Source organism: Bacteroides sp. 11BF, from assembly GCF_019633765.1.
GTDB classification, from domain to species: Bacteria; Bacteroidota; Bacteroidia; order Bacteroidales; family Bacteroidaceae; genus Bacteroides; species Bacteroides hominis.
Genome location: NZ_JAFKPJ010000022.1, coordinates 1 through 26,144 on the forward strand (window position 1 = coordinate 1; position 26,144 = coordinate 26,144).

22 protein-coding genes and 2 pseudogenes are annotated in these 26,144 nt (G+C 44.6%); 11 read left to right on the forward strand and 13 right to left on the reverse strand.

What is annotated here, in order from left to right:
- The 3 genes and pseudogenes from JZY04_RS18315 to JZY04_RS18325 form a co-directional block, all read right to left on the reverse strand.
- Nucleotides 1–398, reverse strand: a pseudogene (locus tag JZY04_RS18315) (BT1926 family outer membrane beta-barrel protein); the annotation flags it as partial.
- 67 nt (nucleotides 399–465) lie between these two features.
- A complete protein-coding gene (locus JZY04_RS18320; protein ID WP_122143509.1) occupies nucleotides 466–2,082 on the reverse strand; it encodes a hypothetical protein in 1,617 nt (538 codons plus the stop codon).
- Nucleotides 2,083–2,501: 419 nt separating this feature from the next.
- Entirely contained in the window at nucleotides 2,502–2,687 is a 186-nt protein-coding gene (locus tag JZY04_RS18325; protein WP_122143510.1) for a hypothetical protein, read from the reverse strand.
- 381 nt (nucleotides 2,688–3,068) lie between these two features.
- On the opposite strand from JZY04_RS18325, the gene JZY04_RS18330 reads away from it, so the two are divergent.
- From JZY04_RS18330 to JZY04_RS18340, 3 genes are all read left to right on the forward strand, one after another.
- Nucleotides 3,069–3,455, forward strand: a complete 387-nt coding sequence (locus JZY04_RS18330; RefSeq protein ID WP_234078513.1) for a phage integrase SAM-like domain-containing protein — start codon at nucleotides 3,069–3,071, stop codon at nucleotides 3,453–3,455.
- Between the two features lie 154 nt (nucleotides 3,456–3,609).
- On the forward strand, nucleotides 3,610–4,371 hold the full coding sequence (locus tag JZY04_RS18335; protein WP_122143511.1) for an exonuclease subunit SbcD: 762 nt from the start codon (nucleotides 3,610–3,612) through the stop codon (nucleotides 4,369–4,371).
- A gap of 38 nt (nucleotides 4,372–4,409) precedes the next feature.
- Complete coding sequence (locus JZY04_RS18340; RefSeq protein ID WP_122143512.1) at nucleotides 4,410–5,441, forward strand: YhcG family protein; 1,032 nt, start codon at nucleotides 4,410–4,412, stop codon at nucleotides 5,439–5,441.
- A gap of 207 nt (nucleotides 5,442–5,648) precedes the next feature.
- On the opposite strand, the pseudogene JZY04_RS18345 reads toward JZY04_RS18340, so the two are convergent.
- The 3 genes and pseudogenes from JZY04_RS18345 to JZY04_RS18355 form a co-directional block, all read right to left on the reverse strand.
- Nucleotides 5,649–5,906 (reverse strand): annotated as a pseudogene (locus JZY04_RS18345) (DDE transposase); the annotation flags it as partial.
- 270 nt (nucleotides 5,907–6,176) lie between these two features.
- The gene (locus JZY04_RS18350; protein ID WP_122143513.1) at nucleotides 6,177–6,380 is read right to left on the reverse strand and encodes a type IV toxin-antitoxin system AbiEi family antitoxin domain-containing protein; all 204 of its coding nucleotides are present in this window, start codon (nucleotides 6,378–6,380) and stop codon (nucleotides 6,177–6,179) included.
- A gap of 244 nt (nucleotides 6,381–6,624) precedes the next feature.
- Nucleotides 6,625–7,575, reverse strand: coding sequence for an arginase family protein (locus tag JZY04_RS18355; RefSeq protein WP_122143548.1), 951 nt, complete (start codon nucleotides 7,573–7,575; stop codon nucleotides 6,625–6,627).
- A gap of 132 nt (nucleotides 7,576–7,707) precedes the next feature.
- Here JZY04_RS18355 and JZY04_RS18360 point away from each other — a divergent pair, with 132 nt between their 5' ends.
- Both JZY04_RS18360 and JZY04_RS18365 read left to right on the forward strand, forming a co-directional pair.
- The gene (locus JZY04_RS18360) at nucleotides 7,708–8,067 is read left to right on the forward strand and encodes a helix-turn-helix domain-containing protein (RefSeq protein ID WP_122143514.1); all 360 of its coding nucleotides are present in this window, start codon (nucleotides 7,708–7,710) and stop codon (nucleotides 8,065–8,067) included.
- Nucleotides 8,068–8,312: 245 nt separating this feature from the next.
- On the forward strand, nucleotides 8,313–10,622 hold the full coding sequence (locus JZY04_RS18365) for an ABC transporter permease (protein WP_122143515.1): 2,310 nt from the start codon (nucleotides 8,313–8,315) through the stop codon (nucleotides 10,620–10,622).
- 90 nt (nucleotides 10,623–10,712) lie between these two features.
- On the opposite strand, the gene JZY04_RS18370 is transcribed toward JZY04_RS18365, so the two are convergent.
- The 6 genes from JZY04_RS18370 to JZY04_RS18395 all read right to left on the reverse strand — a co-directional run bounded on the left by JZY04_RS18370 (nucleotide 10,713) and on the right by JZY04_RS18395 (nucleotide 16,076).
- Entirely contained in the window at nucleotides 10,713–11,441 is a 729-nt protein-coding gene (locus JZY04_RS18370; protein ID WP_122143516.1) for a nitroreductase family protein, read from the reverse strand.
- Between the two features lie 15 nt (nucleotides 11,442–11,456).
- Complete coding sequence (locus tag JZY04_RS18375; protein ID WP_122143517.1) at nucleotides 11,457–12,329, reverse strand: patatin family protein; 873 nt, start codon at nucleotides 12,327–12,329, stop codon at nucleotides 11,457–11,459.
- Between the two features lie 37 nt (nucleotides 12,330–12,366).
- Nucleotides 12,367–14,556: a cation:proton antiporter gene (locus tag JZY04_RS18380; protein WP_022011790.1), complete on the reverse strand. Its 2,190-nt coding sequence runs from the start codon at nucleotides 14,554–14,556 to the stop codon at nucleotides 12,367–12,369.
- A gap of 259 nt (nucleotides 14,557–14,815) precedes the next feature.
- Entirely contained in the window at nucleotides 14,816–15,184 is a 369-nt protein-coding gene (locus tag JZY04_RS18385) for a transposase (protein WP_122143518.1), read from the reverse strand.
- A gap of 46 nt (nucleotides 15,185–15,230) precedes the next feature.
- Nucleotides 15,231–15,524 carry a hypothetical protein gene (locus tag JZY04_RS18390; protein WP_122143519.1) on the reverse strand — a complete coding sequence of 98 codons (294 nt, stop codon included), beginning with the start codon at nucleotides 15,522–15,524 and terminating at the stop codon, nucleotides 15,231–15,233.
- Between the two features lie 12 nt (nucleotides 15,525–15,536).
- A complete protein-coding gene (locus tag JZY04_RS18395) occupies nucleotides 15,537–16,076 on the reverse strand; it encodes a transposase (RefSeq protein ID WP_181996518.1) in 540 nt (179 codons plus the stop codon).
- Between the two features lie 310 nt (nucleotides 16,077–16,386).
- Here JZY04_RS18395 and JZY04_RS18400 point away from each other — a divergent pair, with 310 nt between their 5' ends.
- The gene (locus JZY04_RS18400) at nucleotides 16,387–16,545 is read left to right on the forward strand and encodes a hypothetical protein (protein ID WP_181996520.1); all 159 of its coding nucleotides are present in this window, start codon (nucleotides 16,387–16,389) and stop codon (nucleotides 16,543–16,545) included.
- 60 nt (nucleotides 16,546–16,605) lie between these two features.
- On the forward strand, nucleotides 16,606–17,286 hold the full coding sequence (locus JZY04_RS18405) for a toprim domain-containing protein (RefSeq protein WP_122143521.1): 681 nt from the start codon (nucleotides 16,606–16,608) through the stop codon (nucleotides 17,284–17,286).
- A gap of 926 nt (nucleotides 17,287–18,212) precedes the next feature.
- On the opposite strand, the gene JZY04_RS18410 is transcribed toward JZY04_RS18405, so the two are convergent.
- On the reverse strand, nucleotides 18,213–19,088 hold the full coding sequence (locus JZY04_RS18410; protein ID WP_122143523.1) for an AraC family transcriptional regulator: 876 nt from the start codon (nucleotides 19,086–19,088) through the stop codon (nucleotides 18,213–18,215).
- A gap of 207 nt (nucleotides 19,089–19,295) precedes the next feature.
- Here JZY04_RS18410 and JZY04_RS18415 point away from each other — a divergent pair, with 207 nt between their 5' ends.
- Genes JZY04_RS18415 through JZY04_RS18430 form a run of 4 tightly spaced genes read left to right on the forward strand, consistent with a single transcriptional unit; the run spans nucleotide 19,296 to nucleotide 26,136 of the window.
- A complete protein-coding gene (locus JZY04_RS18415) occupies nucleotides 19,296–20,432 on the forward strand; it encodes an efflux RND transporter periplasmic adaptor subunit (protein WP_122143524.1) in 1,137 nt (378 codons plus the stop codon).
- A 3-nt stretch (nucleotides 20,433–20,435) separates the two neighbouring features.
- Nucleotides 20,436–23,576, forward strand: coding sequence for an efflux RND transporter permease subunit (locus JZY04_RS18420; RefSeq protein ID WP_122143525.1), 3,141 nt, complete (start codon nucleotides 20,436–20,438; stop codon nucleotides 23,574–23,576).
- Nucleotides 23,573–24,946, forward strand: coding sequence for an efflux transporter outer membrane subunit (locus JZY04_RS18425; protein WP_122143526.1), 1,374 nt, complete (start codon nucleotides 23,573–23,575; stop codon nucleotides 24,944–24,946). The genes JZY04_RS18420 and JZY04_RS18425 overlap by 4 nt, the downstream gene beginning before the upstream one ends.
- A complete protein-coding gene (locus JZY04_RS18430; protein WP_122143527.1) occupies nucleotides 24,943–26,136 on the forward strand; it encodes a multidrug effflux MFS transporter in 1,194 nt (397 codons plus the stop codon). The genes JZY04_RS18425 and JZY04_RS18430 overlap by 4 nt, the downstream gene beginning before the upstream one ends.
- Nucleotides 26,137–26,144 lie beyond the last annotated feature (8 nt).

Consider the following 26,144-nt stretch of genomic DNA (forward strand, 5'->3'; position numbering starts at 1 on the left):
TTAGGAACACGCTTGATGTTGAAATAACGATCAACACCTGCCGACACATTATAGGCGAACGACTGAGCACTGGCTACGGCACGGTAATTAGGGATTTCTCCCATATTCTCGTCTGCCGAGTTATTCATATTCGAATCGTCTATCGTGCCGGGAACAGCCGGATAACCGGGGTTATTCGTGAAGCTGACACCGCCACCCAAATTTAGTTTCCACTGATCTTTGAAGAACCAGCCTCCTTCGAAACCAACCATCAGCTTTTTGTCTGCCCAGTTGGTTGAGAGTGCTCTGACTTCATAGTCAGTCAGCAGCCCCGAAGGGGCTGTGACGTTTGTGTAACTATTGTATCCAACAGTAGCTGCTACCGTAAAGTCACCCTTTTTAGGAGTATTGTCTNCACTAAAAGTCTTTTTATTTTCATACGATACTTTTTTTGATTTGTTGTTTATTTGCCGTTACTATTGGCGATTATTCTGCAGAGTCACCTACTAAAGCTTTGATCTGAGCTAAATAATCATTGTAAATAGGTTCATTTACAGCCAAACTATTTTCAAGGTTAGCAATTAATTTCTCCTGATTTGCGATAGCCTGTTCCTCTGATACAATTGAAGCAGCATTAGCTATATTTTCATCAGCAGTAGCAATAGCTTGTTTCTGGGCTAAAATCAACTGATCGTAATCAGCTAAGCCATCAGCTATACGTTGTAATGTAGAGGCCAAAGTATATTGAACAGAATAATTATGAGAAGCTTTATTGTAAGCAATTGCAGTCTCTACTTGTGCTTTGACGGCATTATCCATAACAGTTAATAAATTAGCATATGCTGTAGCATTGTCACCCGATACGGCAGCCAATATATTATTCCAAGACTTCAAGTTATTTTCACTATCCGTTACATCTGTAGTAGCATCCTTAACTGCAGTTTCCAAAGGCTGCATGTAAGCACTTAAATTATCCTCCGCTGTACGTAGTTCACTCAAAGCAGTATTTTTATCTGCTTCGGTTTTAGCATCATCAAATTTCTTCTGCGCATCAGTTACAGCCTTTGTCAGACTTTTATAAGTATCAGAAGCCTTTGCATCTGTCAAAGCCTTATTAGCATCTGCAAGAACAGCTTTACTTACACTCAAATATCTTGTTTGATTAGTAATTGTCTCATTGATACGATCCAAATTAGCAGTATATTTGGTATAAGAGCGAGGCCATACTGTTCCGTTAGTAGAATCATCGTTTGTATAATTCACACCTTCTCCCCTAATATATTCCGTATCATAGTAAGGCGAACCTATTTGCTGCAATGTCTGAACATAAAGAGAACCATACAAATTAGTAGATGCTACCTGATAAGCTTGTTGCGCATTTTGATCAGCTGTATTTTTTTCACCTTTAATCTGGTCAAGAGCAGTCAATTTAGCATTAGCTTCCTGAGCCGCTTTCTCAGCATCGGCCTTATCTTTAGTACTATACTTCTCATATTCCGCAATTAATGCCTGAGCAACAGCTTTATTTTTTTCCTCATTAGCTATTGTTTGCTGATTGCTTAACTCTACTGACACTAAACCAGCTTTCAATCTTGCCAACTGATCTTTTGCATCAATTAAACTCTGTCTATCGTCATTGATCGTTGTCAGCAACCCATTAGCTTTACCTAACAGAGTTGTAATTCTTGTCTTATTGGCCTGATCTACTTGATCCAAAGCGGCAATAAGCTCTGCTTTAGCAGCTTCTAAAGCAGCCTTAGCATTATTCAATTCAGCTTCAGCATTAATTTTAGCAGCTTCAAGTTCTGCCTCCAAGGCAGCCTGAGCTTTCTCCAATAGGATTTTTTGTTGATCTGCTTGAGCCTGCGCCAATTCGGCTTGTGCTTTTTGATAGGCGGCTTCAGCCTCTTTTATTGCAACTTCAGCCGCAGTAATAGCTTTCTTAGCATCCGCATTCGCATTATTCATGTTCGCAACAGACTCTAATTGCTTTGCTTTTGCGTTACGCACCGCTGTTACCGATGCCGATTCGTCGTTGTCTACGCAAGCTCCCAGTGACAACGCACCCAGAAGCACTGCAACCATCATGAGTTTCTTTTTCATAATCTCAATTTTTAGTGTTAATAATATAAATAATTCAATATGTGTGTAATACCTTAATTCTTCTCTATTCTATCAAAATTGGCTATATTTGCCAATTGCCAATGGTTAACATACTTTTTAAAGAACCCTTTAATAATTGGGTATATTTAATTGTTCGAAGCAAATGTAGATATTATAATTATACTAAGCAAGAGTTAAGAGAAAAAAAATTAGAGTTTTTTGTATAAGTCTGAGTTTTAATGGAATCCAAGTAAAAAGAAAAAGCCTAAACAGCTTCTTCATACCTATATAATAATAAAATAAGGAAATATTCACGTAATATAGAACTGTGAAAAGAGCCCTCAACATAAAAGAAAATAAGGATATAATTATTTCATATATAATAATGTATACCATTATATACATATCAAACGAACATCTTACAAGCCGCTAATATATAAGATGTTGTCACAAAAAGAATCTGCAATTCCCGAAGATATGGCCTTAGATTCACTTCCGGAGATAATAAAACAGACACCAACCGAATTGGATAACTCAAGTTTAGAAAGCGGATTTACACCGCTTGAACCGGTATCCTCATACTTATATTTTTCTTCAATTAACATTGTTAACGCCTTTTGTCAGGTTGTCTTATTCTTATGCGCCAATAACAAGTCTTTTGCATTTAAAGAGCTTGTTATTCACATCTAAAGGACAAGCTTTAACCCTGTGTTAAAACAAAGCTTTGAGGACAGAAATCTTACTTTTTAAAGATGTTGATTTTCAGATGGTTTAGTCTAAAATTCGCTTCTTCACCTCACGGATGGACTCTTCGGACGAAAGCCGGGATACTTACTTCTTTGTCAACTATAAACAACGAGTTTCTAGCATTGTGAAACCAAGTATTTTTAAAAGATGCGCAAAGATAACGCAACCATACTAAAAGTCAAATAGTTATAAAACAGATTTTTTAGCGAAGTCGGACAAGAAAGCAAAGGAAAGCATATTTGGAAGGGAGTTACGTTACCAGTTTGTATCCTGTTAAAGCAAAAACGGTCAAAACGCAGGAAACACTTATCAGCTATTGCAACCGATACAACCACCAACTTGCAGCCAGAATCGGTGTAAACATAACATTGGAAAGTTATAAACGATACGGCGTATTATTCAACCACCTACGCCGTTTTCTACGAACAAAGTACAATCTGAGTGACATTTCGTTTCAAGCATTGGATTATTCTTTTGTCGAAGCCTTTGATTTCTACCTACGGGTACAATTGAAATTCAAGCCCAATACCATTGTAGGTATTTGGGGTAACTCAAAAGGCAGCGAGTTGCTCGCCACACCTTGCCCTTACAGGGAGCAATCGCCCTCCCAAGTCGGGCGATTGTAGAAATCAAGAATAGGATTACTAAATAAATATATGAGAAAACAATGTTACTAATCTGCATTTTCAATATATTTGCAGTAGATGGAAATTATGGAAAGAGGAATGGAAAGATCTTAAAATAGATGAGATAAAAAAAGAATGGTATAAATAATAATAAATGAAAATAATTCATACTGCAGATTGGCATTTAGGGCAGACGTTTTTTGAATATGACCGTAAAGGTGAACATACTCTATTTTTGACGTGGCTTCGAGAGCAAGTGAAAGTTCACGAGGTGAATGTGTTGTTTATTGCCGGAGATTTGTTTGATATCCCAAACCTATCGGCTGAATTACAACGGCAGTACTATACTTTTTTCAAAGAGGTGACGGCGAAGAATTTCGCTCTGCAAATCATCATTATTGCCGGAAATCATGACTCGGAAGCCCAGCTCGAAGTTCTCAATTCGCTTTTGGTATCGATGGATGTTACTGTGTGGGGGATTGTCAAGCGTACCGAAGAGGGTAATATTGATTTCGACCATTTGATTGTACCGCTCGGTAAAAGAGAGTATTGTTTGGTTGTACCCTATTTGCGACAAGAGGATTATCCCGAATCAGATGCCTATGCAGAAGGAGTGCAAGTGATGTATAGAGAACTTTTTGATACACTACCTATGCCGGACAAAAGTAAACTTTTCATTGTAATGTGGTATTTGCAGGCTATGTGTTCGAAGATTTTGGAAAAGAACCGTGCCGAACGCACGATTATCGGAAGGTTAGAGTGTTTTTCGCCTGAAGTATTCGACGAAGAGATTGCATACACGGCACTCGGACACTTGCACTGTACCCAAAGGGTGTCGAGGCATGAGAATGTCCGATATGCAGGTGCTCCGTTACCGATGTTATTTGCCGAAAAAATAACAAAGAAAGTGTACTGAAAAAAATATAATAGATTAGTATTGAAAGAATTCATGATATGGCAAAAGAAATAATAATAAATGATAGCGAGTACGCTCAAATATTACAGCTGGCAGTCTCTGAAATTCAGACCGCTCGCACTATCATTGCCCGGCAAGTAAACACTTCCGTCAATTCTGTATATTGGAATATCGGAAAGTTGCTCTTTGATAGAAATTTAGAGAGTGGATATGGTAGTGGCGTAGTTAAACGATTATCAGTGGATTTGAAAGAACAGTTTCCGGATATGGGATTGTCTCCTCGTAATCTATGGGATATGAAGCGTTTTTATGAAAGATATAAAACTTGTGATTCAAAACTGCGACAAGCTGTCGCAGTTTTACCTTGGGGACATAATTTATTATTGATAAACAAGATAGATGACAATAATGCTGTGAAATTTTATGCAGAAGAGTGCTTGCAGAAAGGTTGGTCGAGAGATATGTTACTCAATGCAATAAAGATGAATACTTACGCAGCTCATCAGACACAAATCAAAACGAATAATTTTGATTCGGTCTTACCTGTAGCACAAGCAGACTATGCGAATGAGGTCTTTAAAAGTTCATACAACTTGGGGTTTCTTGGGATAACAGAACCGGTTAAAGAGCTGGAATTGGAGAAGCGGCTGGTTGCTAAAATCAGATCGTTTATACTGGAGTTAGGTAAGGGATTTTCTTTTATTGGAAACCAATACCGTCTGGAGTATAACAACAAGGAATATGCGGTGGATATGCTATTCTTTCACAGGGGTTTGCGGTCACTTGTTGCCATCGAATTGAAAATCGGTGCTTTTAAGGCAGAATATGTAGGCAAAATGAACCTATATCTTTCACTTCTTGATCGTTTAGAGAAAGCTGAAGGAGAGAACCCATCAATCGGTATAATCCTTTGTGCCGACAAGGATCATTTAGATGTAGAAATCGCTTTGCAAGATATAAACAAGCCTATCGGGGTAGCTGAATATCAACTACTGTTACCTAAAGACGAACTTCAGGCGTTGCTTATCCAAGAGATTAATTCTATGGAAGAAAATAGGGATATTCCGTAAATGTTCCTCTTTCTTATAAATCAAGAGAAAAGTTTTACTTTACGTGAGCTTTTCTCTTATTTTTTTCGGCCCAATTGCCAGTCTTCTATCTTTTTCATAGAATATTATTTACATATCCTTGTTTTTTTCTTCCCAACCATGCATTATGTACATATCTTTTTCAGGGGAAGTTAAAACCTCTCCTTTTTTCCTCTTATTTTGGTCCGATTATGCTGCCGTTCTTTTTTTCTTTTCGACCTTTTCTACCATACATACCGCATTAGCCGTATGTATTCCAAAGAAAATCCAAAGCATTTCCGTTTTCCTGTTTCTGGCTTTTATCCCGGCCAGTGAGTAATGTTGTTTCTGTGTTCCAAAGCTTCCTTCCAGGCGGGTAGCTCTTTCACGGCTGAGTTCCGAGCGTAAGATCTTACGAAGCGGCTCATCTTTGGCAGTTCTGCCCTTACGCTTAAAGGAAGTACTTATATGTCTTTCAAACGCGTCTTATTCTTATGCGCCAATAACAAGTCTTTTGCATTTAAAGAACTTGTTATTCACATCTAAAGGACAAGCTTTAACTCTGTGTTAAAACAAAGCTTTTGAAGAGGGAAAACTCACGCTTCGAAGACACTGTTTTTCAAATGGTTAAGTTCCGGATTCGCTTCTCCATCCCACGGATGGTCTTTTCGGGCGAAAGCCGGGATACTTACTTCTTTGTCAACCATAAACAACGAGTTTGACTTCCGAAACCTGAAATTAGATAAGGATTATCTTGTCAAGGTCTATCATCGTCTGTGCCATTACCTCCTCTATGCAGTACACACCAGGCTTCAGGCGGATAATCTCACCGGATTTTACCGATTCCAATAGCCGGTAATGCAGATAACGGTTGCCGATAATCTGCTTGCGGGTAATATATCCCCCGTTCTGTTCTATCAGATTTTTCAATTTGTCATCCATACTATTCTTGTCTTATGTGTACAAAACAACGGCATTTATTTCTAAGTGCTGTTGTTTTGTACATATTTTCTTTTGAAGATATTAGATAGATTCCTCTTTATTATTCCCTAACAGATGTTTGAGTGCCGGAGCATTCTCAATTCATTATAAATTAGTACGACTATGAAAATAAAGATTATAACGATGTTCGCGGTGGTATTGACCGAACTGTTCCTTACCTCCTGTAATGACAAAATAGATAACTCTACTTTAAAAGTGGCATTTGATTAAGCATATTCTTTATTTTTATTGCTACACGAGGCATAGGTTCGGCAATCGTTAAACCAACCACGTCATATTCCTTTGCAATATCGTTTATCACCCTTACAACGGTTTCAATCTTCAGCCCGTCAGGATCAGTGCCAACGGCCGCAATAATTTCTGCCGGATCCAAAGCATCCAAGTCAAAGTGGATAACCACTTTTGACGCTCCGGTAGTTTTAAGCCAATCAAGAACAGTCGTACTATTCCGTATAACACAGGCAGGCAAAAGACTCTTTACGCCAATCTGTTCTTGCCGCTCCTTTGAGGCATTGGTATCATCCCAGGTACGCAGCCCTACAATGATAGATTTTGCCGGATTGAGTTTGGCGGGAAGTATATCCATAATCTCCTTGTCACCCATACCAAAGCAAGCTGTCAAAGCCATTGCATGATAACCCGTATAGCTATCACCGGGTAGGTTTAAGTCGGGGTGAGCGTCTATCCATACAACGGCTACATCATCGGGATATTTCTCCGACAAATAGGTAAATGGTACAACACTCACCGAACATTCTCCACCAAGGGTTACAATACGATCCGGATTTTCTTTTCTAATCAAGTCCAATGCGTCTTTACTTTGTTTAATAATAGCACGATAACCGCTAATACCCTTTTCCTCTTTGTGACTCTTTATGTCGAGAGAAATAGGGACTTCAACCGTTTGTTGTTTGCTTTCAGGTGCAAGAATTTGCAGTAACTGCGCACCAAGAAAATAACCACGTGAAACATCATTGGCAGGAATATCTGGCATCCAGTTTGCAACCACACCTCCCTGCCATTGAGGATAGATTAGCCGAAGTGTTTTAGAAGAATCTGCTTTCATATCATCTGATTTTGCATAAGTTGTACCTATCATGCTAAGTACAACAAGTAATAAAAACTTGTGTTTCATTTTTAATGCAAAATTACGGCGTATATACTGATAATACAAGCAGCGATAAATTTTTCATATACTGATAAATTTGCCTGTATACTTCAAAATATAGGTAATATTGATTATATTCGCAGGGAAATAGAGAGAATTATGTATAAAAAGAAGATACCGTTTAATATTGAATGTGGGGTAAAAATCACAATGGAGGTAATGGGCGGCAAATGGAAGAGTTGTATCTTAATGGAGCTGATGGGTGGTGCTAAGCGTCCGAGCGAACTTCACCGTCACTTCAATGATGCCAGCCCACGTGTAATTGACCAACAATTAAAAGAGTTGGAGGCACATGGGATGATTAGCAAAAAGATATTTGCCGAGTTGCCTCCACGCTCTGAATATTCCATAACAGAACAAGGTAAAACCCTTATTCCCATTATTGAGCAAATAGAAAAATGGGGGGATAACTTTCGACCGCAGATGGCAGAGATTCTGAAATTACAAGAAGAAAAGTAATTCCATAAAATTCGATTATACTCTGCTTGAGTTTTCAAACAATCCAACAGCTTTGTACTCATTAACGTAAAAAGCAATTTCCTACACCGAGAGGGGTAGCCGGATGTAATTGTGCGATAGTGAACTGCCTTTGTGCGTGTCCGCACAATAATAAGAGAACATTTGGGAATATATTGTATTATATAACAGCTACTTAGCTATATGGCATGATTCTTGCAAGCATAAAGAAAAAACAGTAATAGAACATGATTAAGCATTACTTGAAAGTAGCATTACGCAATTTAATGAACTTTAAAGTTCATAGTCTTATTTCGGCTATTTGTTTGGCGATAGGCATCACCTGCTTCTGCATGATGAATTATTTTATTGATGCCGTATCCGGTAAGATTGAACTGTCCGATGATAATGAATACAGCATCCGGTTACTCGGAGCATCTCCCCAGACAGCCGCCGATATCTATTTGTTTAAGGAGGATTTTGATTATCTGAAAGAGTTGCCGATAGCGGGCATAGATACCCTTGTGGCTTCTTCTTATAGCAATGGAAAAGAAATTACGGTCATCGACAAAAAACAACAGGAACTGCCGTTTTTAGTGTCGTTCAAAAATGTATCATCTAATTATTTCACCTATAATTCGTTCAAATTGAAGTATGGCAATCAAGAGATAACAGCTCCCAATGAGGTGATCGTCTCCGAATCGTTTGCCCGGAAAGCATTTGGACAAGAAGATCCGATAGGTCAAGTCATCCGTCAGGAGACAGAGGCTAACGACTCGTCTGATCTCATGGTGTATAAAATTGTCAATGTTGCTTTGACAGAAGAAAAAGATCATCGTGGGAAAACGATCGATTGTTATTTTCCCCTGTCCGCAAAGTCCCGTACTCCACTCAGCATCAGATCACGTCTCACCAGACAAACCACGACGGAAAGCCTGAATAAACAGTTAAAGGACATGACTTGGAAGCATGGAGACCAGGATATCTATTTATATGCTTTTCTGGAGTCGGAACAGAATGACAGCGTCCAAAAAACAATAAGTATTCTGCTCGCCCGGTTTATAGCTTCGCTGATTTTATTGTCGGGGTTGATCAATTTTCTGAAGTTCATTATCCAGATGTTCTATAACCGGCAACGAGAACTGGTGCTTCGCAAATGTATCGGTTCGGACATCAAAGGATTGTTTGCCCTGCTTTTTGCCGAAATTTTCTGGATGCTATCTGTCGCTTTCTTTCTGTCATTGGCCGTGACGGAAATCACCCTCTCTTTGGCATATACATACATCCGTCCGGAAGACATGATCCCATTCTCCTTGGTAGATCTATATGGGTCACAATTAGGCTTGTATCTCGTTTTGTTGTTGATCTGCATGCTCGCCATTCTTTATCCTATCTATCGGTTACGCCGGTTGAGTGTCCTTCATTCGGTCGTGCAGAGACAGAAGCGGCATGTGTTCCGCAATTTCATGATTGCTTTGCAATTGGCGATCTCCATCCTTTTCACAGGCGGTGTATTTGGCATAACGCTTTTGTTCGACGAGATGTTTGAAGGAGTGTACCATCCTTTGAGCACGGAAGAAGAGAATCGGGTGATTTCAATATCGATCAATACCATACGCATGCAGAAAAACATGGATGCCATTCTTTCGGATATCCAGTCCTTGTCCGAAATAACCGATCGGACATCCGCTTTCAATACTTTCGATGCCGATGTTTATACCTACATGACCTACATGAAAAACGGAAAGCCGAGAGGAAATGTGCTGATGATCCAAGCAGAGCCCCATTATTTTGAGTTCTTCAAGATCCCGTTTTCCGGAAAATTGGTGGATAAGGATGCTCAAGGTTTTGTTTATATAAGCGAACAGTTTAAAGAACAATTGCAGAGGGATAGTATAGAAGGTAGTGTCACGTTGGATGGCAAAGAATACCAGATTGCCGGAACTTACCGCGCACTGAACAAGGAAAATGCTCAGAACAGAGCAGTCGGTTCTGTCTTTTTAGTTAGCCCGCAAGCTTACACCTATTACTTTAAAACCCTCCATTCGGATATTACTCCGGTCGCCCTGGAAAAAATAACAGAGATCTGCCGGCGTTATGTACCTGAGACATTGCCTCTTGATATTCGTAATACGGGTGATTCCAAACAGTCCGTTATGGGAACTGCAGCACTCTTGCAGACAGCATCCCTGTTGTTGGCAATAGTCAGTATACTCTTGTTGATATTAAGTATTTATTCCGGAATCTCCATGGATGTGGTAAATCGGCAAAAGGAAGTGGCCATCCGAAAAATAAACGGGGCTACCCCGAAAGTGATTGCCCTATTATTCGGCAAAATCTATCTGATTATTTACCTCTCTGTCTTCGTAATTATCTATCCGTTAGTACGATTGGTATTGATAGGGATCGCGCAAAAAAGTAGTTTGAAAAGCATATATAGTTGGAATTGGGGAATCTTGTTGTTCTTCACGATGGCCCTTTTGATCTTCTTGGTTACGGCATACAAGATTTATAAAATAATGCACCTGAATCCGGCAAGTGTTTTGAAAAAGGAATAAAAACGACCTCTGTTGCGTCTGCCTGTTATGAGGGCGTGTCCAACTAAAGTGCCCCCCCAAAAGTTTTGTGTCTGACTTTTGGGGGCAACATTAAACTCTATGATAAACTTCATTAAAGGGTACTCTGCCCCGTTCACCCCAGATTCCTTTATTTCCATCCCGTATTCCGCAGCCGATTACCATGTTCACTTCGGCACCATGAGGTAATTTCAACAGTTTCTTCATTTGTTTACTGTCAAAGCCCTCCAAGGGACAAGTATCATACCCTTCGTTGGCCATTGCGATCATAAATGTCTGAGCGGCAAGTGCACAAGATTTATGGACGACGACACGCATATCACCCTCGGAAACTTCACGCACAATAGGGTGGAAAAGGCCGATGGCTTTAGTCAATAAAACTCTCAAAAAACCCAATATGCCAAAGAAGCGGGCATAAAGAAACGGCATTAACTTTCCATAATAGAGTTCTCTGTCCTTGATACGTTTTTCCTGACGCTCCCAGGGACTGTTTCGTCTGACGTTCCCTCTTTCAAAATCGAGTACAAACCTGGCCCTGCTCCGATATAAATCCTGACGTGTAACAAAAACGACAATCTCTGAAGCTGTTGAAGTCGCAGTCTGGTCAAGACAGGCTTTGGATATCTTTGCCAGCAACTCCGGTTGTGTAACCTGATAAAACTCCCACAATTGCATATTTGAACTGTTGGGTGCCAACGTTGCCAGTTCCAGACAATGTTTCACCTTTTCCGGATCCAACTGTTTCTCTCTATCAAACACCCGTACAGAACGACGATAATTTAAGACTTCCTCTAAATTCATTTTTATCTGATCAAATTATTTTTCCCATTTAATTGTTGCATTACCACCTCCGCCATTTTCAAACTGCTGCTTCGCACATTCGTATCCTTCTTCATACAGATCGGTCAGTTTATGAATGTCACGTTCAATACGATCGACAACAACCGGTTTCCGAGGTCGGATAACAGTTATATTTCCCTCTTCTTCCATACGCTCAACCATCTCCAACTGTTCGTTGTATACAGCACAACGCCTGCTCAATGCTTCACGTATCTTCGGATATTTACGATAAACAAAAGAGGGAACGCGGATGTCTTTATTTTCTTTCCGATAACCGCGGTTCCGGGTAAGGACAACCACATTGTTCCGATATCCATCGTCTATGGCACGTTGCAAAGGAATAGAGTCGACAATACCTCCGTCCAACATGGGAATACCGTCTACATAAGCTATGGGGCAAACGAAAGGAAGGCTGCTGGAAGCACGGACAATGTCGATCACACGGTTTTTATCCTCTTTCTCCTCAAAATAATTGGCTTCTCCGGTCAGGCAATTGGTAGTCACCATCACATAACGCTCGGGAGAATTGAAGTATGCCTGATAATCGTATGGAAGTATATGCTCGGGAAACTCCGTAAAAAGGAGATCGAAGTCCAGAATATTCCGTTTCTTAAGCAGATGTTTCAGCCCGATATAATGATATTTCTCTAACAGGTCGATATTACTGTACTTGGCACGCCCACGCTGTCGGGACATATACGAAAGGCCGTTACAAGCCCCCGCAGATACCCCGATCGTATAAGGAAAACGAATATCATGGTCCATCAGATAGTCCAGTACCCCACAGGTAAACACTCCGCGCATACCTCCGCCTTCAAGCACCAGACCGGTTTGATTATCAATTGTCATCTTTCATAATAATTAATCGTTAGAAATTAGTAGTACCTTAGTTTTTCTTAGGCCGCCGGATGACTAACAAGGAAGGAAAATCACGGAACACTTCTTCCTCTTCGGACAACTTCGTATAGGACAGGTGGCTCATCACAAGCAAGCCGTCCTTTGCTACCGAAGCCAGATCGACGGCGCTACTAAAGGATTGCGTTCGTATCCGGGAGGAATATTTAGCCAATATCGGATCTGTAGACTGCCGGAAAGCCTCATCATCGGTATCGAAGAGGAAAAGATGTACCTGTGCGCCCCCCTCCAGCATACTCTCAAGATAAGTAAGCAGAAAAGCATCGATCACCCCACCCAACACAAAAGAGACGGGGACGTTTCCGCTATAACCACGGTTGACAAAAACGGCTACCGGACATTTCACCTGTTCCATCACATCATCTATCTTATCACGAAACAAAGAGAGCCATAACACTCCACTGCCTCCGGCAGCATCCGGTCTGTACTTACTTCCTGCTCCCAGCAGAAACATGTCAGGACGCTCTTTTCGTGCCAACCGGATCATATCCTGCACCAATTTATCGGTCACCCGGTAACGGTTTTCAACACTAAGTCCCAACTCGGAAGCTTTTTCGTCCACCAGCGAGAAGCTATCACGGGCATATTGCTCTGCATTCAATGGGTTTAAGTCCGTCCCCACCGTAAAATGGGCAGCGACCACATGGGCAGCTTTCATCTTTTTACCAAATAATAAGAAAAAGACGGAAAGCAGGCTGCGTCCCGACTCCGGTCGTCCAAAACAAAAGACCAACTTCAACTTAGCCGATAAACGTTCTTCGCGACGGGCAAAAATCTGTTCAACAAAATGCAGCAACGGGGTGGTCATGAAGGTAGTCACCAGAGCCATAATGACCAGGATTACAAAAATAGAAGGTGGAAGCACTCCCATTTCGTATCCGATATTTAATGCGACCAACTCCATCAATCCCCGTGTATTCATCAGCGTACCGATAGTAAAACTGTCTTTCCACGACTCTCCCACCAAACGGGCGGCAACGGCGCAACCACCCAGTTTTCCTGCCACAGCAACCGTAATCAACAACAGGCAGACTCCCCAAAGCGCCGGACTGTTAATCAACCCGATCTCCGTACGCAACCCGGTAAAGGCAAAGAAAAGCGGAAGGAAAAAGACAAGAGCAATGTCTTCCACTTTTTCCATCATCACCTTACGAAATCCCAGGCTGGGAGGCATCACGACTCCTGCCATGAAGGCTCCGAACAGGGCATGAATACCGATAATCTCGGTAAGCGTAGAGGAAATAATCAAAATCAGCAGAATCAGGGCCACAAATGTTTTATTAATCACCTCCTGATTAGCATACACCTCTCCTACTTTCTTGAGAAACGGCCGTACCACCATAAACATGATTATGATATAAAGGGCAGTCAGCCCGATGGCATAAAGAGCGCTGGCAAATGTTCCGGCCTTGGCAATGGCTATGACTACAGCCAGCAAACACCAGGCAGTGACATCATCATTGGCAGCCGAAGCTATGGCCAAAGTTCCCAAAGGAGTTTTCGTCATATTCCGTTCCTGAATGATGCGGGCCAATACCGGGAAAGCGGTAATACTCATAGAGATACCGATGAAAAGGGCAAACGGCAGGAAACTTGTCTGGGCAGCGGCATATTCTTCATAAATCCAGTAAGATGCGACGATGCCGAGGAAGAACGGAACCAATATACCTGCATGGCTGATGACCAATGTTTCGTTGATCTTGTTTTTAAGTACACTGAAATCGAGTTCCATTCCGATCACAAACATGAAAAGTACCAGACCGACCTGGCTCAATAATTCAAGATTCGTAAGGGACTCCGGAGGGAACAGGGCCTGGAATACATCCGGAAAAAAATAGCCCAACACGGAAGGTCCCAACACAATTCCCGCCACAATCTCACCAATCACCCCCGGTTGCCCAATATGTTTAAACAGAAAACCAAAAAGCCTCACCATCAACAAGACAGCGATTATCTGTATCAACAATATACTTAACGGATGATGCAGATTGTCGGTGACAAACTGACAAAACATAGCGAAAGGAGTCTCCTCCGCAACAGCTGATGATGCTACCACATGGTGTGAAAAACGGTCACCTTCCTCGATAGCCATGTAAATAAGTGCCCCGAAAAGGAGCAACATGATCACATAAATAAGATAATTTTTTTTGGCTCTCTGCATACAAGCATATTTTTGTGTGAAGTGTGTCTATGCAAAGATAAAACAAACCAAAAGAAAAAATAGTTTTAGAGCAGGTTTAAATATTGATTCATATAAAAAGGCACTGAAAAGAATATATGGACACTCTGTTGACTTTCCTTATTTCCGCTTCAAAGTTCCTGTTTGTCATCAGTAAAACGAAGATACAGAGGAATAAGAAAGAATAAAAGAGAAAGATAACCAACAGGAAAACAAGATTATAACAACACACAAAATTGACTTAAAACCAAAGGATTGTTGATTTAAGAAGTAAAACTAAGTGTTTTTTCACAAATTGCAAAGGTAGCGAAAACCAATTAACAATCAAATAGTTATTAATTTCTATTTTGGGTTGTTGGTAGAGAAAGCGAGCATTATGGGGCATATTTTTTTTGAGCGAGTTGGCGCAAAGTTGGAATATCTGTCCGCAAGCGTTTGTACGTTTAGGAATTTTGCTTGACAGTGGTTTGCCGCCCGATATTTTATTATTAGGAACGAGATTCAACCAACTGCAAAACATGTGGCAATTCTCAAACTTTCCAACAAAGTCGTGGCCGAGTTCCCCAATCAGTTGCAGGAGCGAGATGGCGCTCATACTGGGAATAGCCATGACATTGACTTTCCAAATGTTAAAAACATACCGTTCGACATCAAAGTCAGGAGCATTTTTCTTGCCTATCTTCTTTTTGCATCGTGTAAGCCCCAGAGTCCAGATATGCACGGTAACGTGTAAGATGCATCTCTATCTGCCTGTCGCATTGACGGATTTGTCCTTGGATGAACCAGTACTGGTCATATGCCTGTTTCAGTTCAAATAGCTGATCCTCGGCCCATATACCTTCAAGTGATTTGGCTATAATCTCCTTTGTCGCCTTACAATTCTCCTCCGCCAGCATTGCCAGTCCCGTTGGATTATAGTTGCCGTCGATGATTGCCTTAATTATAGCCATGCCGGACTTTCCTTACAAGTCGCTTGTGACATTGCCAAGTTTCAGGTTCATCTGTTCCATCGCTTTTTGCATATGAAGGGCTTCACGGCTTGATGACTGCAACAAGTTAGAACGGTGGCGGGTCAGGTTACGTATCGCACGTGCTTCATTCTCGGCTTGGAAGCTACATCTGAGCAACCCGTAACTATGGAGAAGCATGAGCCATTCGGCATCAGCCTCATCCGTTTTACGGCCTGACAGATTTTTTACGTCACGGGCATTTACCAGCACCACGTCAAATCCGTTTTCCTTGAGGGTGAAATACAAAGGCAGCCAGTAAATACCGGTCGACTCCATGGCTACGGTTTCAATGCGGCAATTCTTGAGCCATTGGACTATTGACTTCAAGTCTTGGGTAAAGCACCCGAAACAACGGTTGCAATCAGAATCCCAGTCATCCGGTACACATACCTGAATTTCTGATGCCGCAATGTCAATCCCCGCTGCATTGGGATTGACTACTTTCAATTTCTTACCCGTTGCTGTTTTTACAGCTGTAGCTTTCTTTGGCATAATTGTGAACATTAGAAAATGAGAGCACAAGTCCGCGGTCGCATCACGATAGGTACTCTTCTATACGGCATCTGCGGGCCAATTATCATTCTACGGACAGCGGAGCCAGACTTTTAATTGAAGTAAATCCAAGAAGTGTTAAGGCCTGTGTACTTGCGCTATGCAAAAGTAGCAAATTGCAGTATTGGAACGGGGGATTGACAATGGATAAAGCAATGGCAGGGGCTGCCAGAGAACCGCTGTTATTTCCATATTCATTCCACCTGAACGGTGGTTGTGACTTTTAAATAACCTGTAAAACAAGCAAGCGATGAACATCGAGGAAGTAAAGAAGATTCCGCTGGAGGATTTCCTCGGACGGGCGGGGTTCTCGCCTGTCAGAAGACAGGGGGACAGTGTATGGTACCTTTCGCCTTTCAAGCAGGAGCGTACCCCGTCATTCAAGGTCAGCCTTTCCTTGAACCTGTGACATGATTTCGGGGAGGGAACCGGGGGCAGTATCATCGACCTGGCACAAAGGCTGTACGGGGTGACGGATATCCCGACCGTATTGCAGAGGATCGGGAGCGATTTTCCGGCGTTCAGGCCGGTTCCTTCTCCTGCGAAAGGACGGATTGTGGCATCGGCCTTTGAGGAGCTGCGCGTCTCACCTCTTAAGAACACCGTCCTGCTGGATTATCTCGGGACAAGGGGCATTCCTTCCGATATCGCCTCAAGGGAATGCGTGGAGGTACATTACCGCATGCGCGGCAAATGGTATTTCGCGGTCGGTTTCAAAAACAGGAAAGGGGGGCTTGAGATACGCAACCCGTATTTCAAAGGAGCGGTCTCTCCCAAGGATATCACGCATGTCAGCCATAATGCAGGGGATAGACGGCAATCATCGGTGCTGGTTTTCGAGGGGTTCATGGACTATCTCTCGTACCTGGCCTTGAAGAAAGGGCAAGCCGTGCCGGACTGCGTGGTGCTCAATTCTGTGGCCAACCTGCCCAAGGCAGTGGATATCCTTAGAAGCTACGGACAAGTCTGTTGCTTCCTGGATAATGATGAAGCCGGCAAGAAGGCGGTGGAGGAGATCGGAAGGCAGTGTGAAAAAGTGATCGACAAGGCCGTGCACTATCTGCCACACAAGGATCTGAACGAATTCCTGCAGGAGAGGATAAAATCTTCTTTGGCGGACCGTACGAAGTTAGGACAAGCCTGTGGATGAAAAATAAAGAGGTAGACAGATACGAAATTAAAGAAATACTGTAGTTGCAGTATTTCTTTAATTTTTTGTATTGTCGAAGATGCATAAAGTTAGTCTGAGAATGGGCCGGGACTACGTATCATGGTTGGATAGTTTGCACAATAAATGAAAAAATAAAGGTTGGTGAAGGCGCACTGACTTTTCCCTATATTTGTTGAAGTCTGAGATATTTTATTTGACTATCAACTGTTTGCAGTAAACTCGCATGAGAATAGGTAACGGATAAGAAAATGCCAGCCTGTTCAGAAGCACTATATTCCTCATGCTTTCAAATAACTCTTTTATCTGTCTGTAAAGATACTAAAAAAACGAGAGAGAAATTTACAAATAATAGGCTGAGGTAGAAAAACCTCCGCCTCACGGTAACCGAAATGTAGAATTATATCCAGCCGTTTGTAGCCTACATCGTGGCTGGATGTTGGGGAATGGATCCATTCAATAAAGACAATAGCGGTGCTCCTCATTTTTTCAGGGATTATTTGGTAACGTCCAGCCGGAACAGGAAGGAACTGGAAACGTATGAGAATAAGTTGCAGGGGGCAGAATAAAGCTACTATGATAAAAAGATATGTTATGTATATTGTAACCTTAGAGAATCTTATCTATATTCTACCTGCCTTATACACCGATCCTTTGAGGAGCAATATCTCCCACTTTTATGCAATATATCATCTGTACGTATGCACTTTCCCCCTGCAAATTCTGTTACCGGGGACAAAGTATCTACCAAAGGCAATGGATGCAGATTGTCGCCAGTTTACTGCTCGGATTCCAGGCAGGTCTTGCCATGCGGAACCTGCCGGACTCTTGCCGCAAAATTATGCAACAGACAAGTTGTTTGTAATTGGAATCTGATGCATGGCAAAATACGGTCAGAGAACTACAGGTTATTCGATATATCTTCTCCTATATGCCATGGGGGAGACTTTCTTGTGCTTCTTGAAGAATTTGCAGAACGCCGCCTGGTCCGAGAAGTGAAGCAGCTCCGCAATTTGTGCTACCGGAACACTGTCGTCCTCAAGCATGGCCATGGCCTGGTGTATCAGTTCATTGCAGATGACCGTATGCGGCGTCTTGCCTGTCATCTCCTTGACAACACGTGTAAGGTGCTTGTTGGAAATGCATAAGGCTTTCGCATAAAAATCAATATTATGTTCCTCCATGAAATGTCTTGAAACAAGCTTCATGAAATTCAACGTGACAAAATCCCTTTTACTGATATAAGATGGCGCACCGTCCATGTTCTCTTCATGGGTGAACATGATGTTTCCCAGCTCAAGACTGAAACTTCTGAAGTAAGTTTCACAGAGTTCCTGCCGGTAATAATGTTTCGGATTCTCAAGTGTCCCTTTCATCAGGAGCAGTTGTTTCTCAAGAATTTCGTTTTCCATCTGTGAGAGGCTCCAAACGGGAAGGCACAGCTGTTCCAGCAAACGGTTCAACGGGCCGGGACGGAGATTCTTCAGGGACTCGCTGGCAAACTCGAAAGTGATGAACAGGCACCAGCCCCGCAAATCCGGACTGGCTCTATTTATCCGGACCGTGACGGTATCCATGATATCGAGAAGGGAAGGTCCTCTCATTTCATACGCTTTTCCATTCAGTTCCAGCTCCAGAATACCGTCACATACGAGCATATGCAAACGGCTTCTCTCAATAGTCTTGCCTTCCAGTTTGTGAAAACTTTCAGGAGATACCAGCAAGAGCAGTCCCTCCCTATAAAGATCGGGAGGAAACAACAGGGATAATTCTTTCTGTGTCATTTTAATTCCGTTGGGTTTACGTGACACTGCAAAAATATAAAAAGATGTCCCGGTTGAACAATTTCATGCGTCAAATAGACATACTATTTGCTAATGTTTTTTAATGGAGGGCAATTCGGACAAATTCTTGCGCCGTTTGTACAAGAATGGAGTGGGATTCCCTGTTTATTTTCGCAGCATAAATAACAAATTTAACTAAAAAAAAAAATGAAGGTAAGAAGTGTTTTTGTATCAGTATTATGTTGCATGTGCCTGCTGACCGGTTGTCGGCAGAATGCAAGGCAACAGGAAGATGGTGGGAATTATCCCCTTATGACATTGAAACCGGAAGACCGGCAGCTTTCTGTCAAATATTCGGCAGTGATAGAGGGAAAGCAGGATGTGGAGGTGCGTCCTCAGGTTTCGGGAACAATCACGCAGGTTTGTGTGGAGGAAGGGGCGCGTGTCCGTAAAGGACAAGTGCTGTTCATTATTGACCAGGTACCGTACAAGGCAGCCTTGCAAAAGGCAGAGGCTGCTGTGGCAACGGCGGAAGCGGGCGAAGCGACTGCCAGACAGACATTGGAAGGCAAGCAGTCTTTGTTCGATGATAAAGTAATCTCGGATTTTGAACTGCGCACGGCACAGAATGACTACAAGAGCGCCAAAGCCGCCCTGTTGCAGGCGCAGGCTGAAATGACAGAGGCCCGCAACAACCTTTCCTATACAGAAGTGAAAAGTCCCGTGGACGGGTATGCAGGCATGACGTCCTATCGTATCGGAGCATTGGTCAGTGCGTCCATGACGGATGCCCTTATTCGTGTTTCGGACAATTCGGAGATGTACGCTTATTTCTCTCTGACGGAGAAGCAGGTACTTTCCCTGACAGCCCGGTACGGCTCTTTGGATAATGCCTTGCGGTCTTTTCCGGAAGTGTCGCTGGAATTGAATGACGGCTCGGTTTACGGACAAAAAGGAAAAATAGACGTTATCAGCGGTATCATTGATAAAACGACCGGGACGGTAAGCATGCGCGCCGTGTTCGGAAATAAGGATAAACGTCTGATGAGCGGCGGACAGGCGAATATCGTCATACCATACGACCGGACGCAATGTATCGTCATTCCCCAGGGGGCAACCTATGAGATCCAGAACCGTATTTTTGCCTATAAAGTGATGGACGGCAAGGCTGTTTCCACCCCGATAAAAGTTTTTGAAATCAATGACGGGACGGAATACATTGTAGAAGAAGGGCTGCAGGAAGGGGATGTGATTGTTTCCGAAGGAGCGGGTTTGCTGAAGGACGGTACGGTCGTATCCACTGTAAGGGAAGAAGCCGCAGTAAAAGAAGGAAAGGAGGGATAGCTTATGAAACTGCAAAGATTTATAGACCGGCCGATTCTTTCGATTGTCATTTCGGTCGTTATTTTAGTAGCCGGATTAATCGGTCTGTATGCATTGTCCGTGGAGCAATATCCGGACATTGCTCCTCCAACCATCCGTGTTTCTACTACTTATAGCGGAGCCAATGCGGAAGCCGTGCAGAAAAGTGTTATCGTGCCGCTGGAAGAAGCCATCAACGGGGTGGAGAACATGACTTACATGACATCTACCGCCAGCAATACCGGCAGTGCGGAAATCACGGTTTATTTCAAGCAGGGTAGTGACCCGGACATGGCAGCCGTCAATGTGCAGAACAAGGTGTCCACTGCGACCTCGCTGTTACCGGCAGAGGTGACTAAAGTAGGTGTCACCACCATGAAGCGGCAAAGCAGTATGCTGAAAATCTTTGGACTTTACAGTCCGAAAGGGACATACGATGAAACATTCCTGACCAATTACCTGACTATTAATGTGAAACCGCAGATACAGCGTATCTCGGGTGTAGGTGAAGTCAATGTGATGGGAGGAGATTATGCGATGCGTATCTGGTTAAAACCGGACGTAATGGCACAATATGAACTGGAACCAAGCGATGTGGAGACGGCGCTTTCCAGCCAGAACATCGAGGCATCCACCGGCTCCATCGGCGAAGACTCCAAGAACGTATACCAATATACATTAAAATACCGCGGAAGGCTGGAAACCGAACAGGAGTTTGAGGAAATCGTCATCAAGGCTTACGATGACGGACGTGTACTGAAACTGAAAGACATCGCCACCGTAGAGTTGGGAGCGCAGAGCTACTCTTATACCGGTACGGTGAACGGTGCTCCGGGAAGCACCTGTATGATCAACCAGACGGCCGGAACGAATGCCAATGAAATCATCACCAATATAGACAAGTACCTGGACGAGCTGGAGGAGACTCTTCCGGAAGACATGGAAATCGTGGAGCTGATGAGTACAAAGAACTTTCTTGACGCTTCCATCAACGAGGTCATCAAGACACTGCTGGAGGCTATTATACTGGTAGTACTGGTGGTATATGTGTTCCTCCAGAATCCTCGTTCCACACTGATTCCCACCATCAGCATCTTTGTGTCGCTGATCGGTACGTTCGCCGCCCTCTATGTCGCCGGGTTCAGCATCAACCTGCTGACACTGTTCGCGCTGGTGCTCGCCATCGGTACAATCGTGGACGATGCCATCATTGTGGTTGAAGCGGTGCAGACCCGTTTCGATGAAGGTTACCGTTCGCCCTATAAGGCATCCGTTGACGCCATGAGCGGTATCTCGTCGGCCATCGTCACCTCCACCCTGGTCTTTATGGCGGTATTCGTTCCGGTGTCTTTTATGGGTGGAACATCGGGCATTTTCTATACGCAGTTCGGCATCACGATGGCGGTTGCCGTAGGTATCTCGGCCGTGAATGCCCTGACGCTTTCACCCGCCTTGTGCGCCCTGATACTGCGTCCGAACGAGATCCTGATGGAAGGGAAAAGACCGGAGTTCTCCACCCGTTTCCGCATGGCTTTCGACTCGGCCTTCAAACGCATTGTGCTGAAGTACAAGTCGGGAACCAAGGTCTTTGTCAAGCATAAATGGCTGGCATGGTCCTCGTTGGGGCTGGCGGTCCTGTTGCTCGGCTATCTGATGAGCACCACCAAGACCGGTCTTGTCCCGTCGGAGGATACCGGGTCCATCTTTGTCAGCCTGGACGCGCCTGCGGGAAGCACGCTGGCCGAGACCGCAAGTATCATGAACAAGGTGGAGAAAGAGCTGAAGGAGATTCCGCAGATCGACAATTTCAACAAGGTTGCCGGATTCGGCATGGGTTCGGGCAGCGGCTCCTCTCACGGCATGTTTATCATCAAGTTGAAACACTGGGATGAACGGCAGGATGAGGAGAGCAGCGTGGATGCCATTTCCGAGGAAATCTACCGCCACACGGCAGGCATCAAGAATGCCAACATCTTCGTGTTCTCACCGCCCATGATTTCAGGTTATGGCACAGGAAACAGCTTTGAGCTTTATATTCAAGACCGGAGCGGAAAAGGCATCGACGCCTTGAGCAAAGTAACCGACGGATTTCTTGCCGAACTGAACAAGCGGCCGGAGATACAGATAGCCTATACATCGTTCAGTGCCAATTTCCCTCAATACCGTGTGGATGTGGACGAGGCGCAATGCCAGCGTGCAGGCACTACCACGGATGCAGTTCTCGAGGTATTGTCCGGCTATTTCGGAAGCATCTATGCCTCCAATTTCAACCGTTTCACAAAACTGTACCGCGTCATTATCCAAGCCCCTTCGGACAGTCGCAGGAACATGCAGTCGTTGGACAATATCTTTGTGAGGACAAGCGGCGGGATGGCACCGGTCAGCCAGTTCGTGAAACTGACCAAGACCTACGGTGCGGAGTCTTTGACACGTTTCAACATGTTCTCCTCCATCAACGTGCAGGGGATGCCGGCGGAAGGATACAGTTCGGGAGATGTCATCAATGCCGTGAGCGAGGTAGCGGCACAAACCCTGCCTACCGGTTACGGATACGAGTATTCCGGCATGACGCGTGAAGAAGAGCAGATGGCGGAATCACATGACACCGTCATCATCTACGCCGTGTGCATCCTATTCATCTACCTGATACTCTGCGCTCTCTACGAAAGTATGTTCATCCCGATGGCGGTGATACTTTCCGTACCTTTCGGGCTGATGGGAAGTTTCCTCTTTGCCCGTATATGGGGAATCGAAAACAACATCTACTTGCAGACGGGACTGATCATGCTGATCGGACTGCTTTCCAAAACAGCAATTCTGATGACCGAATATGCAACCGAACGCCGCCAAGCGGGCATGTCATTGACACAAGCTGCCATGAGTGCGGCTACCGTCCGCTTCCGTCCGATCCTGATGACGGCACTCACCATGATTTTCGGTATGCTTCCGCTGATGTTCGCTTCCGGAGTAGGTGCCAACGGCAACCGTTCTTTGGGTGTAGGTACGGTAGGCGGCTTACTTATCGGAACTGTAGCTTTGTTATTTGTAACACCCGCATTCTTCATCGTATTCCAGTACATCGAAGAACGGGTGATGGGTAAACGAAAAAAAGAGAGACAATCATGAAAAAGATAATATATATGATGCTGTGTATGGCAGCGGTGAGCAGCTGCCATATCTACCGCAATTACCAACGACCGGAGGGCTTGCCGGTGGACAGTCTTTACCGGGATACGGACAACACCCTGTCGGAAGAAGATTCCCTGACGCTGGGCGACCTTCCATGGCAGGAGATGTTCCGGGACACCTTGCTGCAAGACCTGATCCGCTACGGGCTGGAGAACAACACCGACATGCAGACTGCCCTGTTGCGCGTTGACCAAGCCAAAGCACAGCTAAAGGCTGCACGCTTGTCGTTTCTGCCTTCATTAACCCTTTCCCCACAGGGTACACTGACCGGTACTGACGGGAGTAAGACTGTGAAGACTTATGAATTGCCCATTCAGGCGAGCTGGGAGATAGATCTTTTCGGCAACCTGCGCAATGCCAAGAAAGGCTCACAAGCCACGTTGTTGCAACAGGAAGCCTACCGGCAGGCAGTCCGTTCGGACTTGATAGCGAGCATCGCCAACGGTTACTATTCGCTCCTGATGTTGGACGGGCAGCTGGAAATCAGCCGTGCCACGTTGGAGGTATGGAAAGAGCAGATACGGGTCATGGAGTCGAAATTCAAAGTGGGTGAGGAAACGGAGAATGCCGTAAGCCAGGCCCGTGCCAGCCTGCACGAACTGGAGGCCACGCACAACGACCTGCTGCGGCAGCAACGCGAGGCGGAAAATGCGCTTTGCACGCTGTTGGGAACAACCGCTCGAAGCATTGAGCGGGGCAGTCTGGAGCAACAGACATTCCCGGAACGGATCAACGCCGGACTTCCCGTGCGGTTGCTGTCCAAACGCCCGGATGTGGTGCAGGCGGAAATGGTGCTGGCAAACGCCTATTATACGCTCAATCAGGCACGTTCGGCTTTTTATCCGAGTCTCACGCTGTCCGGGAGCGCCGGCTGGACCAACTCTCTGGGACAAGTGGTGAGCAATCCCGGCGGCTGGATACTTTCGGCTGTAGCATCCCTGGCACAACCCATCTTCAACCGGGGGAAGCTCATATCCAACCTGCGTGTGTCCAAGGATGAGGAACAGATAGCCCTGCTCGCCTACAAACAGGCGCTGCTGGATGCCGGACAGGAGGTGAACGACGCGCTGTATGCCACGGAATCGGTACAAAGAACCCTTGGTAGCCACCGGAGACAGTGTAAGGAGCTGGAACGTGCTGTACAGACCTCCGAGTCATTGTACCGGACCGGCAATGCCACCTATCTGGAATTGCTTACCGCACGCCAGTCGTTGCTGAATGCCCGCTTGAATGTGGTTTCTGACAGGTTCACGTACTGCCAGTCCGTCATTAATCTGTATAATGCGTTAGGAGGAGGATGTGAATGAAAACACTGATAATGAGAACGGATTCCTACAGGATATTCCTGTTGATTTTCCTGGGACTGCTGACAGCCTTTGGCCCGTTTGTCACAGATATGTACCTGCCTGCCTTGCCGTCCATGGTAGATCTGTTTGGCACCAACACATCAATGGTACAGCTAAGCCTGACCTCTTGCATGATTGGTCTGGCTGCAGGGCAGTTGCTCTTTGGCCCCATGAGTGACCGGTATGGCAGAAAACCGGTATTGTTGTGGACGCTGTTGCTCTTTATCCTGTCCACGCTGCTTTGTCTGTTTTCGGCTGACATATATCTGTTTGTCATATTCCGTTTGTTTCAAGGAATTGCAGCGGCCGGAAGCATTGTCATTGCCCGTTCCATATCAACGGACTTGTTTTCCGGACATGAATTGGCCAGAATTCTGGCGATTGTAGGTTCCATTAACGGTATAGCTCCGGTGCTGGCTCCGGTGTTGGGAGGAGCAATGGCCGAGGCGGGAGGCTGGGAGAGCATCTTTGCCGTCCTGCTGTTTATCGGTATGTTGCTATTATTCGCCTGTCTGTATTATCAGGAATCTATGCCCGTGGAGAGACGTGTTTCATCCGGTCTTTTACGTTTACCTTCATACTTCATACCTTTATTGGGAAACCGTCCCTACATGGGTTATATGTTGCAGCTTGGGTTCGCCCAGGCTGCACTTTTCGCCAACATCGCTTCCGCGCCGTTCATTATGCAGCAATACTACGGCTTTACCCCGTTGGAATTCAGCATGTGTTTCGGCATGAATGCACTCGCCGTGGTCATATCGGCTGCTCTTGCCCCCAGGTTCAGGCGTATAGAGAAGGGAACGTTGTTGGGCAGTGCCGGTTTGCTTGTCTTTTCGGTTTGTGAAGCGGCGGCATTGTTTGCCGGTTGCAGTTTCCCCGTTTATGAGGGATTCATGCTCGGCATCCTTTTCTCGCTGGGACTTTGCTTCACCTCCTCCACTACCCTTGCCATGGACAAGGGCAGGGAGCATTCGGGAAGCGCTTCCGCCCTGTTGGGAGCCGTCTCGTTCGCATTCGGAGGGCTTGTCTCACCGCTGGTTGGAATCGGAAATCCGCTACAGACTACGGGAATCGTATTTGTGGCGTGCGCTGTGTGCTCTCTCGCCTGTGTGTATATGGCCGGCGGGAGACGGATCAGACATATACATTGATTCGTCAA